Genomic DNA, 12,280 nt, shown 5'->3' with positions numbered 1-12,280 from the left:
CACCGTGCTGTACCGGATCAGTCTGCTGGCCATCGCGTTCCCGCGACGGGTCATCTCTGTGGCACTGCTGGTGCTGGTCGGCGCCGCGATCTTCGGTGTCCCAGTGGTCAGGCAACTTTCGGGCGGGGGCGGGCTCGACCCCGGCGCCGAATCATCCAAAGCCACCGAGCTGCTGTCCCGCAAATTCGACCAGGGTGACACGACGCTGGTGATCGCCTTGACCTCGCCGGACGGCGCGAACTCGGCTCGGGCCAGGGCGGTCGGCACCGATCTCGTTCGGCGGCTGAAGAATTCACCGGATGTGCGCGAAGTGCAGTCGGGCTGGACCGCACCACCGGAAGCGGCGCCGGCATTCTTCGGCAAGGACGCGAAGACGGGCCTGATCGTGGCCGCCATCGGCGGCGGCGAGAACAGAGCCCAGCAGAACGCCATGCGACTGTCCGACGAAGTCGTGCACGACCGCGACGGCGTCACGGTGCGTGCCGGCGGCGATGCCGCCGTCTCCTGGCAGGTGAACGCCCAGACCCAAAAAGACCTGTTCCTAATGGAATCCGTCGCGTTGCCGCTGAGCTTTGTCGTGCTGGTCTGGGTGTTCGGCGGACTGGTCGCCGCGGCGCTGCCGGTGGCGGTCGGTGTCTTCGCGATCCTGGGCTCACTCGCCTGCCTGCGCACCATCGCACTGTTCACCAACGTGTCGATTTTCGCCTTGAACCTTTCGGTCGCGATGGGCATGGCGCTGGCGGTGGACTACACGCTGCTGATCCTCAACCGGTTCCGGGACGAGCTGGCGGCGGGCCAGACCCGGGAGGATGCACTGGTCCGCACCATGGCCACCGCCGGGCGAACCGTGCTGTTCTCGGCGATGACGGTGGCGCTGTCGATGTCGACGATGGTGCTCTTCCCGCCGTACTTCCTGAAATCCTTCGCCTATGCCGGATCTGCGGTGGTGGCGTTTGCCGCCGCGGCAGCGATCATCGTGACGCCGGCGGCGATCGTGCTGCTGGACCGCCGTCTGGATTCCGGGGATGTGCGCCCGTTGCTGCGCCGGATCTTCTGGGGCAGTGCCGGCCGAAACCGATCCCGGCAGCAGCGAACCTGGTATGACTGGGCCAAGTCGGTGATGCGCCACGCGCTGCCCATCGGCCTCGCTGTCGTCGCTGTGCTGTTGCTGCTCGGCTCACCGTTTCACCGTGCGCGGTGGGGCTTCGCGGACGACCGGATCCTGCCCACCTCAGCCTCGGCCCGCCAGGTGGGAGACTTGTTGCGCAACGACTTCCCGAACCGGGGAGTGCCCGACATCACCGTCGTGTTGCCGGACGCTGCCAATCTCAGTGCAGCCGAACTCGATTCGTATGCCGCCGCGCTGTCGCAGGTGCCCGAGGTGAAGTGGGTCGCCTGGCTGGGCGGCACGTTCGTCGACGGCAGACGGTTCGGTCCACCCTCGGCGCCCTATGGGATCAGGGACGGCAGCGCCTTCCTGACCGTCGGCACCGCCGCACCTTTGTACACCAGCGCCTCAACCACCCAGCTGGACCGGCTGCACGCCGTCCCCACTCCGAAGGGCAGACCCGCCTGGCTCACCGGTGTGGCACAGAGTAATCGGGACAGTGTGCACGCCATCGCATCCCGGCTGCCGGTGGTGCTGGCGCTGATCGCCGCGATCACCCTGGTGCTGGTATTCCTGTTGACCGGAAGCGCGGTGTTGCCCGTCAAAGCACTGTTGATGAACACGCTGTCGCTGACCGCCGCGTTCGGTGCCCTGGTGTGGGTATTCCAGGAGGGCCATCTGGGCGGGCTGGGCACGGCGGCCACCGGCACCCTGGGTGTCGAGTTGCCAGTTCTGTTGTTCTGCATCGCTTTTGGCCTGTCCATGGACTACGAGGTGTTCCTGATATCGAGGATCCGGGAGTACTGGCTGGCATCGGATCAGGGGCCGGGCGCCAACGACGAGAGCGTCGCGCTCGGGCTGGCGCACACAGCGCGGGTGATCACCGCCGCAGCGCTGATCATGACGATCTCTTTTTCCGCCCTGATGGCCGCGCAGGTGTCCTTCATGCGGCTGTTCGGATTCGGCTTGACCGTGGCGGTGGTCGCCGACGCCACTCTGGTCCGCATGTTGCTGGTGCCGGCGTTCATGCATGTGATGGGCCGGTTCAACTGGTGGGCACCGAAGCCCATGGTCCGCTTGCACGAGCGGGTCGGGCTGAGCGAGGAACCCCCAACCACTCGTTGAGGCGGTTGCGCCGCAAGAATTTCGCAAGAATTGCGACAAGATGCGGCAAGCGTTGCGGGGCAGGGTATGTATGCCGGCCCATCGGGCGGCCCCGGCAGGGTTGACCGCAACGCAGAAGGAAAGACACCGTGGACACCACTCACCCGCTGACGCTGACGACCGGACAGCTGTTCGCCGGATTCCGGATCATCCGGGTGCTCGGCGCCGGGGGAATGGGCACCGTATACCTGGCGGCGCACCCGCGACTGCCGCGCGAGAATGCCCTGAAAGTGCTGCCGGCGCAGTGGAGCGCCGACCCGGTGTACCGCGCGCGTTTCGAGCGCGAAGCCGAGTTGGCCGCGAATCTCTCGCACCCGCACATCGTCCAGGTCCACGATCGCGGTGAGCACGACGGTCAGTTCTGGCTCTCGATGGACTACGTGCCCGGGACGGACGCGGCCCGCCTGCTGCGCGAAAGATTCTCCGGCGGAATGCCGTTGGACGAGGTGGTGAAAATCATCGGCGCGGTCGCGTCGGCGCTGGACCACGCCCACCAGCGGGGCCTGCTGCACCGGGACGTCAAACCTGCCAACATCCTGCTCAAGGATGACGGTCCCCAACAGCGAGACGTTTTCCTCGCCGACTTCGGCATCGCGCGGCGCATCGACGACGTGGGCGGACTCACTTCCACGAACATGACAGTAGGGACGGTGAACTACTCCGCCCCCGAGCAGCTTCGCGGTGACCCGGTCGACGCGCGCGCCGATCAGTACGCGCTGGCCTGCACCGCGTTTCATCTGCTGACCGGCGCACCACCCTTCGACGACGCCAATTCCGCGGTGGTGATCGGTCGGCATGTCGGCGCGCCACCGCCCTCGATCGGGGCGCTGCGTCCCGAGTTGGCCGGGCTGGACTGGGTTTTCGCCACCGCGATGGCGAAGGACCCGGCCCACCGATTCGGCACTTGCCGGGAATTCGCCGACCATCTGGCCGGGCAACCGGCCCCGGCGTTCGCCTATGCCGGCGAGATCCCGGAAGGCTCGGTCCTTCAGTACCCGACGCACCCCTCGCTCAGCGCGACGCTGCCGGCTCTGCCACGAGTCACCGACGGGCGCGCCCGACGCACCCGGGTGCTCGTCGCCGCCCTGTTCTGCATCGCACTGCTTATCGGCGGCGGCATCATCGCGGGGGAGAAACTGATGTCCCACTACCGCTCGGGCGCGGCCGCCAAGACCCCGGTTGCCCTGCCTACCACCACCACTCCCGCACCCAATACCGGGCCGTTCACCGGGTCGTTCCAGGTTGAGTACGGCGTGGTGACCGGCGTGGACGGCCAGCGTGCTGAGAAGCCGGTGCCGCCGACCAGTGAAACATGGTCGGTGCGATCGGTATGCGGTAACGCCGGATGCGTGGCAACCGCGTCGCGGTACGGCGGTGAGACCATGCAGGTGCCGGAGATCGTGTTCGACCAGGTGGATGGGACGTGGGTGGCGGTCAGCGTCGGCTCGACCAACTGCGGTGACGCCGTAGGTGAAGTGTGGGAGACGTTCACGCTGCGGGCCCGGCCGGATGGCACGCTGGCCGGTGAAGCGACCCAGACGATGGCCAAGGGCTGCGCGAACAAGCGGACGGTGACCTTCACCCGCACCGGAGACACCGACGTGAACAGCCTGCCGGATCCGGCCGCACTGCCCCTGCGGAAGACGTCACCGGCGGCTGCGCTGCACGGCCAGTACCACCAGTTCTCGATCCAGCCGAACGGATTCAAAGATCAGAACGATCTTGCTGCCCGGACCGACTGCCTGCGCACCGGTGATCGGTGCGTGACCCTCATGCACACCGCGCCGGCCACCGCCATGGTGTTGGTTTACGCCGACGGAACCTGGAACTATGACCGGGAGTTCGACGGCACTTGTGGGCGGGGCCGTGCCACGCATGTGAGAATCGTTGTGCCCTTTGCCCTTCCGCAGCCGCCACAAGACCCGATCACGACGCTGAACGGAAATGGCCACGAGGACCTCACGGGCGGTTGCCCCAGTACCGACGTCCAGGTGACCTTTACCCGCACCGGCGACTGAGACGGAGCGCTATCGGGTTCAGGAAGTCGTCGCGATGTGCTGACGTGCCCGTGGGCTGAAGTGGAATCGCCGGCCGGTCACCGATTCCGGAATCACCCGGACATAGTGCGATTTCTCTGAATCCGTCCAGGGCAGCAGGTGCGCGCGCTCGGCCTCGGCGATGTCGTCGTCGCTGCGCACCGAACGCGCGGTGCCCTTGACGATCACGCTCCAGCCCTCGGCGATGTTGTGGTCGTCCACCTCGAACACGACGTTGTTGTTGATCGCGGTACTGACCAGCTTGGTCCCGCCGGCGGTCCGGAACAGGATGGTCTTGCGCTGTACGACGTAGTTCACCGGAAAGATCTCAGGGCGCCCGTCGACGGCTGTCACCAACCGGCCCAACGTCATACTCGCCAGCAGCTGCCAGCATTCGTGTGCGGACAGGATGGCGGCGCCGACGTGGTCCTCGCTCTGGTGCGTCATGTCCTCAGACTATTGAATGAGGACCCACCGGCGCGCCTGCCAAAGGTCCTCTTCTGGCGGTGACCAAAAGCCGTACGGCTCAGGTGACCGCGGTGCCGAAGAGGTGGCCGACCCCGTAGGTGAACGCCAGTCCCGCGGCACCGCCGATGGTCACGCGCAGCACCGCGCGGCTCACGCTGCTGCCGCCGATCCGGGCGCTCAGGGCACCCGCGACAGCCAACGCGATCAACACCGCGATAAACGTCACGGGCACCCGCCAGGCCGCCGGGGGCAGGAGAATCGCCGCCAGCGGAAGCGACGCTCCGCCGATGAAGGAACCGGCCGAGGCCGCCGCGGCGTGCCACGGGTTGGTCAGTTCCTCCGGATTGATCTGCAACTCGGCTTCGGCGTGCGCGGCGAACGCGTCATGGGCGGTCAGTTCCTTCGCCACCGTCGCGGCGGTCGTGGGCGAAAGACCCTTGGCCTGGTAGATGGCGGTGAGCTCAGCCAATTCCGCCTCGGGCGTGTCGCGCAGTTCGTGACGTTCCTTGTGCAACAGGGCCCGTTCACTGTCGCGCTGACTGGACACCGAAACGTACTCGCCCAGCGCCATCGACACTGCGCCGGCCACCAGACCCGCCAGTCCGGCGGTGAAGATAGGGCCGCGTGCGGCGGTGGCTCCGGCGACACCGACCACGATGCCGGCGACGGAGACCACGCCGTCGTTGGCGCCGAGCACCGCGGCCCGCAGCCAGTTCAACCTGCCGGACGCGCCTTCGCGGTGCGGCTCGGACGGATGATGTCCTCGTTGATCCCCAAGTCGGCTCTGTTGTTCGTCAACCACGGGGTAAAGCCAACAGCACCGACGCGAGTACCGCCAGCAAGCCCAGGCTCACCAATGCCGTCGCAACCGGCGCCGCACCCAGAACACCACGGCGCCCAACGCGAGGAAAGCGGCACCCGCGATCACCGATGTCACCGGCAGGGCGAAGGCCACCACGATGCAGCCCAGCGCCCCGAACACCGGAACGATCTTGGGCAACGAGCCCTCCTGCGGCCGCAGCGTGAAGGCGGATGCGTTGGCGATCGCGTAGTAGGCCAGCACCGCGAACGACGAGAATCCGATCGCGCCACGCAGGTCGACCGCGGCGGCCAGTGCGGCGGCCGCCACCCCGACCGCGATCTCGGCGCGATGCGGCACCGCGAACCGCGGATGCACCGCGTCGAGCTGGTGCGGAAGATGGCGGTCGCGTGCCATCGCCAAGGCGGTTCGTGACACCCCCAATAGCAGCGACAGCAGGGAACCGAGCGCCGCCAGCACCGCGCCGACAGCGACGACCGGCACCAACCAGCTCGCGCCCGCCACCCGCACCGCGTCCACCAGGGGCGTGGCAGTCGAAGCGACCCGCCGCGGTCCGAGCACTGTCAGCACGGCGACCGCGACGCCGGCATACACCACCAGCGTGATCGCCAGCGCGATCAGAATGGCGCGCGGGATGGTTCGGGCCGGGTCACGAACTTCCTCGCCCAGGGTGGCGATCCGGGCATAGCCGGCGAACGCGAAGAACAGCAGTCCAGCCGACTGCAACACGCCACCCGGCGAAATGCCCTGCACCGTAATGAGATTCGCGGCGAGGTCCGGCGCTGCGGAGCCGAACGCGGCCACCGCGACGGCTGTTACGACCCCCGCCAGCACCAACAACACCGTGGCGACGATGCTCCGCGCCAGCCACGTCGACTTCTGCACGCCGAGGTAATTGACGACGGTGAGGGCCAGCACCGAGATCACCGCGACCGCGTGCGCGTGGGCGGGCCAGGCGTACGTCCCGACGGTGAGAGCCATCGCCGCGCAGGAGGCGGTCTTGCCGACGACGAAGCCCCAGCCCGCAAGATATCCCCAGAACTCGCCCAGCCGCTCGCGGCCGTAGACGTAGGTACCGCCCGACGCGGGATACAGCGCCGCCAACCGCGCCGACGAACTCGCGTTGCAGTACGCCAGCACACCGGCCGCCGCCAGGCCGATCAACAAGCCGGCCCCGGCGGCCCGCGCCGCCGGCGCCAGCGCCGCGAAGATGCCGGCGCCGATCATGGAGCTCAGGCCGATCACCACCGCGTCGCCGACACCGAGGCTGCGTCGCAGCCGATTCGAAGGCCGGCCGTCGCTCGTCACCCGGCCACGCTATCCCGCAGCGGCGAGCAACTCCTCGAAGGCGTTGTCCATGCACTGGGCGTAGTGGGCGGGATCGGGCAGCGCGTCGCGGTCCGCGGTGGCGCTGATCGACAGAATCCCGTTGTAGCTGGCCACGACATGGCAGAGGTTCAAGCCTCCGATCAGCGGGCCGAGGCCGGCGGCGCGCAGCAGCCGGGCACCGCGGAAGAAGATCGGATCGGGCGGACCCGGGACGTTGGTGACGGTCGTATTGGCGACGGTGGGCCCCGAGAAGGGAAGCACGCTGGCGGCCTTGGCGGTGACCCCGAGCAGGGCCGTCGGCAGGGTCGCCACCAGTTCCAGCATCTGCGTCCTGGTCGTCTGCTCGGCTTCGGAGCGGCTCTGCGCGGTCGACTCGGCAATGGCGGTCAGCCGTTCGAGCGGATCGGCGATGTCTGTCGCCAGCGTCTGCAGCCGGCCGGCCAGCATGTTCCCCTTACCGCTGGTATCGCCGGACTCGCGCAGGGAGATCGGGCACGCCGCGACGAGGGACTCGCCGGGAAGCTCGTCGTGCCCGGCCAGGTACTGGCGAAGGGCGCCACCGACGTAGGCGAGGGCCACGTCGTTGACGGTCGCGCCGGGCACCCGCGCCTTGATCTTCTTGAAGTCGGCGAGGTCGTGGAACCGGGCTTCGAAAACGCGATGCGGCGACGCCGTCTCGTTGAAGCGGGTCCTCGGTGCGAACGAGGGCCGGCCACCGTCGGTGACTCTGCTCACCAGGCCACCGGCCAGTTTGCCGGGTAGCCCGGCCAGTCCGCGGACCAGCTGCGGAGCACTCGACAGCACGACTTTGCCGGCCCGCACCGGGTACAGCGCCGCATTGACCGCCGTTCGGGACAGCAGGTCTGAGGTCGAGGGCAGCGGGGCCGGGCGCCAGGGTCGGTCCGGGCCTGGCGGGCGTGGGCTGTCGGCGGCCAGGTCGTGCAACGCCGCGATCATCTGGACACTGGCGATCCCGTCCACTGCGCAGTGGTGCAGTTTCAATGCCACGGCAAACGAGCCCGCGGGAACGCCGGGCACAGCGTTGAGCCCCTCGATGACCGTGATCTCCCACGGCGGACGGCGCAGGTCGATCTGCCGGGCGTGCAGCCGGGCGACCTGGATGCACAGCTGCCGCCAGTCTCCCGGCTGTGGCAGCCCGATATGGCGCACGTGATATTCGAGGTCGAAGTTCGGGTCCTCCACCCAGTACGGCATGTGCAGGCCGCCCGGAAGCTCGGTCAGCCGCCGGCGGAAGACATCGGCCAGATGCAGCCTGGCGTCCAGTTCCTCCAAGATGCCCTTGAACGTCACCTTTCCGCCCGGTGCGGTGGACGGGTCGTAGATCAACAGCATTTGAATCTGCAACGGCGTGGCGGGGCCTTCGGCCCGCAGCATCATGTCGTCACTCCAACTCAACTGCTGCACGTCAAGCCCCCTTCGCGCTTCGCGTCTCACGTTCGCAACCAATGCTGCGCCACCGTTGACGCGTGCGTAACAAGATCGCCATCGAACCTACCTACGGTGAGGCGGTCTAGCGTCCGTCGGCGATGAGTCACGGACCCCCCTCAAAGCACGATAATGATAGGAACTCCATTGAGCGGAAACGCGGTCCGCCTGCAGGCGATTAACAATGTCGAGGCATATGTACCCCCGGCGATCAGTTTTGTACCGGGTGAAGCTCCGGGCGAGATCTTCGGCTCCAACGTCTTCACCAAGGCCGAGATGCAGGCACGGTTGCCGAAAACGGTCTTCAAGTCGATCGTCGCCACCATCGAGAAGGGTGCTCCGCTCGACCCCGCCGTCGCCGACACGGTCGCGGTGGCGATGAAGGACTGGGCACTGGAGAAAGGCGCCACGCACTACGCGCACGTCTTCTACCCGATGACCGGCCTGACCGCGGAGAAGCACGACAGTTTCCTGGAGCCGGTCTCCGACGGCGCCACCCTGGCCGAGTTTGCCGGCAAGACATTGATCCAGGGTGAGCCCGACGCCTCCAGCTTCCCGTCCGGCGGCCTGCGCAGCACCTTCGAGGCACGGGGCTACACCGGCTGGGATGTCACCAGCCCGGCCTACATCCTGGAAAACCCGAACGGCAACACGCTTTGCATCCCAACGGTTTTCGTCTCCATGACCGGCGAGGCGCTGGACTACAAGACCCCGCTGCTGCGCAGCCAGCAGGCCATGGGCATTCACGCCGAGCGCATCCTGACCCTGTTCGGTCACCAGGACCTCAACAAGGTCGTGTCCTTCTGCGGCCCCGAACAGGAGTACTTCCTGGTCGACCGGCACTTCTTCCTGGCCCGGCCCGACCTGATCAACGCCGGGCGCACGGTGTTCGGCGCCAAGCCGCCCAAGGGCCAGGAGTTCGACGACCACTACTTCGGCGCGGTGCCCGAGCGTGTCCTCGGCTTCATGATGGACACCGAGCGGGAGCTGTTCAAGCTCGGGATTCCGGCCAAGACCCGGCACAACGAGGTGGCCCCCGGCCAGTTCGAGGTGGCGCCCATGTTCGAGCGGGCCAACATCGCCTCGGACCACCAGCAGCTGCTGATGACGATCTTCAAGACGATCGCCAAGAAGCACGGCATGGAGTGCCTGTTTCACGAGAAGCCGTTCGCCGGCGTGAACGGCTCCGGCAAGCACGTCAACTTCTCGGTGGGCAACTCCGAGCTGGGGTCGCTGCTGGTGCCGGGCGACACCCCGCACGAGAACGCCCAGTTCCTGGTGTTCTGCGCGGCGGTCATCCGCGCCGTGCACAAGTTCGCCGGACTGCTCCGGGTGTCGGTGGCCTCGGCCACCAATGATCACCGGCTCGGAGCCAATGAGGCGCCGCCGGCGATCATCTCGATCTTCCTCGGCGAGCAGCTGGCCGACGTCTTCGAGCAGATCGCCAAGGGCGCGGCAACGTCGTCAAAAGGCAAGGGCACCATGATCATCGGTGTCGACACGCTGCCGCCGCTGCCGACCGATGCCGGCGACCGCAACCGCACCAGCCCGTTCGCGTTCACCGGTAACCGGTTCGAGTTCCGGGCACCGGGGTCCGGGCAGACGGTCGCGGTGCCGATGATCATCCTCAACACGATCATGGCCGACTCGTTCGACTACATGGCGACGATCCTCGAGCAGGCGGTGGAGGCCGGCGAGGATTTCGACGCCGCGGTGCAGAAACTGCTCACCGATGTCATCACCGAGCACGGCGCCGTGGTGTTCAACGGCGACGGGTACTCGGAGAATTGGCAGATAGAGGCGGCCGAGCGCGGATTGCCGAACCTGAAGACGACGCTGGACGCCATCCCGGAGCTGATCAAGCCGGAAGCGGTGGCGGTCTTCGAGAAGTACGGAGTCTTCAACGAACGGGAGCTGCACAGCCGCTACGAGGTGCGTCTGGAGCAGTACGCACTGACCATCGCCGTGGAGGCCAAGCTGGCGCTGGAAATGGGTACGACGGTCATTCTGCCGGCGGCCTTGCGTTACCAGACGGAGCTCGCCCAGAACGTCGCCACTTTGAAGGCGGCCGGTGTCGAGCCGAACACCGCAGCGCTGGAAGCGGTTTCGGCTCCGCTCGCGGACCTGACCTCGGCGCTGGCGACTTTGAAGGCGGCGTTGTCGGACCACTCGGCGAGCACCGCGCTGGACGAGGCCACCCACGCCCAGAAGGAGCTGCTGCCGGCGATGGATGCGGTCCGGGCGGCGACTGACGCACTGGAAGGCATTGTGGCGGACGACCTTTGGCCGTTACCGACTTACCAGGAGATGCTCTACATCCTCTGAGAGACCGTCGTCGGGCGTGAGGGCCGGCCGCAACAGCGGACCTGGTGATTCCCGGTCCTCACGTCCGGCGACTCGTGTCATCCCAGGTGGTAGGGGTCATCGGGACGACCGGCAAGTCGCTGAAAGAGCTGCCCGCGAGCGTGGCCAATCCGGCGGCGTCTATGCCGGATACCGTTGCGGTTGCGGTGAATCCGAATGATCCTGCCCCAGCGCTCGAGTGTCCGGCCGGCGGTTCCGGCGGCGCCGCGGGCTCCTCGATGGTCAGAAACTCGTCGCGGTAGCCACGGCTGTCGACGGTGCCGCGACGGCGCCGGCGGGGCGCAACGGCACCTCTGGCATCGGCCGCGGCGGACGTGGCGATCTGTGCCCCAGGGGCACTCGCTGCCGCCTTGGTGCGCAGAGCGGGACCGAGCGTCGGGCCGGCGCCGGGACCCGGGCCGACGAGATAGGCGACGCCAGGGGAGGGCGTAAGTGCGGGTGCGCCGGCAGGAGCGGGAGCAACCGGCGTCTGCGGGGCAGGGGCAGCGCCGGGTGCCGGTGCCGCACCCGCCGTCAGGGGCGCGGTGATGCCGGCGACGGGCACGACGCGTTCGGCGGCCGCGACGGGTGCTTCGGCGCCGGCTTCGGCGGCGACGGTGGGTAGGGCGCACAACGTGGAGAGGCCGAGCGCGAGCGGGATCGCGGCGAACCCCGGCGCCGCGACCACGGTATAGATGGGAGAGCCCAACAGCGCGAACGTTGCGGCGTAGGCGAACACGTAGATCAGCGGGAGCCAGGTGGTCAACGCGGCCGCCGGGTTGGTGGCGAAGTCGGTGATGATCTGCACCACCGTGCCGAACGGGTTAGTGACCAGGCTCTTGAGAACCCGGTACATGCTCGAGAAATGTTCGGACCAGGCCAGCGCTTCTTCGATGGGATCGGTGGGAGGCAGTTTCGCCGGTTCCGCGGTGCCGATCGGTGGCGCCGCGTCCGTGGGCGTCACCGAAGTGACCGCCGATGACGAAAGTGCCTGGTACACAGTCATCGTCGTGGCCGCCTGAATCCACATGCGGACATAGTCGGCTTCGTTGAGCGCGATCGGGATCGTGTTGAGCCCGAAGAAGTTCGTCGCGACCAGTACGCCGTGCATCGCATGGTTTGCGGCCAGTTCGGCCATGGTCGGCATCGCCGCCAATGCCGCGGTGTACGCGGCGGCGGCCAACTCGTGTTGGGCGGCTGCGTTTGCGCTCTTGGCGCTCGCGCGCGTCAGCCAGTCCAGATACGGCACGTGGGCGGCGGCGTACCGCGACGCCGTCTGACCGTCCCACACTCCGCCCTGCACGGTGGCCAGCACGGCGGTCAGTTCGGTTGCCACCACGGCGAACTCGGTGCTGAGCGTCTGCCACCCCGACGCTGCGGCCAGCACGGCACCGGGTCCCGGACCGCTGCTCAACAGGCTCGAATGCAGTTCGGGGGGTGTCGCCATCCATAGGGTCATCGGGTGCCTCGCTGTCCTCGCCGCTCTCGTTGTCTGAACTATGGTTAACCTAACCTAACTTAGGGTGGCCTATCTAGAGTTCGGGGCAACTGCTCAGACGCCTCTTT

Annotated in this window: 8 protein-coding genes; 3 read left to right on the top strand and 5 right to left on the bottom strand. The window is 67.5% G+C overall.

Annotated features, from left to right (window positions below; genetic code table 11):
- The first annotated feature begins 4 nt into the window (after window positions 1-4).
- Both AO501_RS23985 and AO501_RS23980 read left to right on the top strand, forming a co-directional pair.
- On the top strand, window positions 5-2,233 hold the full coding sequence (locus tag AO501_RS23985) for an MMPL family transporter (protein WP_055580066.1): 2,229 nt from the start codon (window positions 5-7) through the stop codon (window positions 2,231-2,233).
- A 128-nt stretch (window positions 2,234-2,361) separates the two neighbouring features.
- Window positions 2,362-4,290 carry a serine/threonine-protein kinase gene (locus AO501_RS23980; protein WP_055580065.1) on the top strand — a complete coding sequence of 643 codons (1,929 nt, stop codon included), beginning with the start codon at window positions 2,362-2,364 and terminating at the stop codon, window positions 4,288-4,290.
- A gap of 18 nt (window positions 4,291-4,308) precedes the next feature.
- Here AO501_RS23980 and AO501_RS23975 read toward each other — a convergent pair whose 3' ends face one another.
- From AO501_RS23975 to AO501_RS23960, 4 genes are all read right to left on the bottom strand, one after another.
- Complete coding sequence (locus tag AO501_RS23975) at window positions 4,309-4,755, bottom strand: pyridoxamine 5'-phosphate oxidase family protein (RefSeq protein WP_055580064.1); 447 nt, start codon at window positions 4,753-4,755, stop codon at window positions 4,309-4,311.
- Window positions 4,756-4,834: 79 nt separating this feature from the next.
- Complete coding sequence (locus tag AO501_RS23970) at window positions 4,835-5,578, bottom strand: VIT1/CCC1 transporter family protein (RefSeq protein WP_055580063.1); 744 nt, start codon at window positions 5,576-5,578, stop codon at window positions 4,835-4,837.
- A gap of 48 nt (window positions 5,579-5,626) precedes the next feature.
- Window positions 5,627-6,904 carry an APC family permease gene (locus AO501_RS23965; protein WP_055580062.1) on the bottom strand — a complete coding sequence of 426 codons (1,278 nt, stop codon included), beginning with the start codon at window positions 6,902-6,904 and terminating at the stop codon, window positions 5,627-5,629.
- Between the two features lie 9 nt (window positions 6,905-6,913).
- The gene (locus tag AO501_RS23960) at window positions 6,914-8,350 is read right to left on the bottom strand and encodes a WS/DGAT/MGAT family O-acyltransferase (RefSeq protein ID WP_055580061.1); all 1,437 of its coding nucleotides are present in this window, start codon (window positions 8,348-8,350) and stop codon (window positions 6,914-6,916) included.
- A gap of 168 nt (window positions 8,351-8,518) precedes the next feature.
- On the opposite strand from AO501_RS23960, the gene AO501_RS23955 reads away from it, so the two are divergent.
- A complete protein-coding gene (locus AO501_RS23955) occupies window positions 8,519-10,696 on the top strand; it encodes a glutamine synthetase III (RefSeq protein ID WP_055580060.1) in 2,178 nt (725 codons plus the stop codon).
- Window positions 10,697-10,754: 58 nt separating this feature from the next.
- Here the strand turns inward: AO501_RS23955 and AO501_RS23950 are convergent, their stop codons facing one another.
- Window positions 10,755-12,161 carry a PPE domain-containing protein gene (locus AO501_RS23950; protein ID WP_371934957.1) on the bottom strand — a complete coding sequence of 469 codons (1,407 nt, stop codon included), beginning with the start codon at window positions 12,159-12,161 and terminating at the stop codon, window positions 10,755-10,757.
- Window positions 12,162-12,280: the final 119 nt, after the last annotated feature.

Source organism: Mycobacterium gordonae (assembly GCF_001417955.2).
Classification (GTDB): domain Bacteria; phylum Actinomycetota; class Actinomycetes; order Mycobacteriales; family Mycobacteriaceae; genus Mycobacterium; species Mycobacterium gordonae_B.
The sequence above is the reverse complement of the archived record's forward strand: the minus strand, read 5'-3'. Positions and strand labels throughout refer to the sequence as shown.

What these genes read in the sequence shown, in the direction of transcription:
- AO501_RS23975 (WP_055580064.1), bottom strand. Translation starts at nt 4,755, where the DNA reads ATGACGCACCAGAGCGAGGACCACGTCGGCGCCGCCATCCTGTCCGCA.
- AO501_RS23950 (WP_371934957.1), bottom strand. Translation starts at nt 12,161, where the DNA reads ATGGCGACACCCCCCGAACTGCATTCGAGCCTGTTGAGCAGCGGTCCG.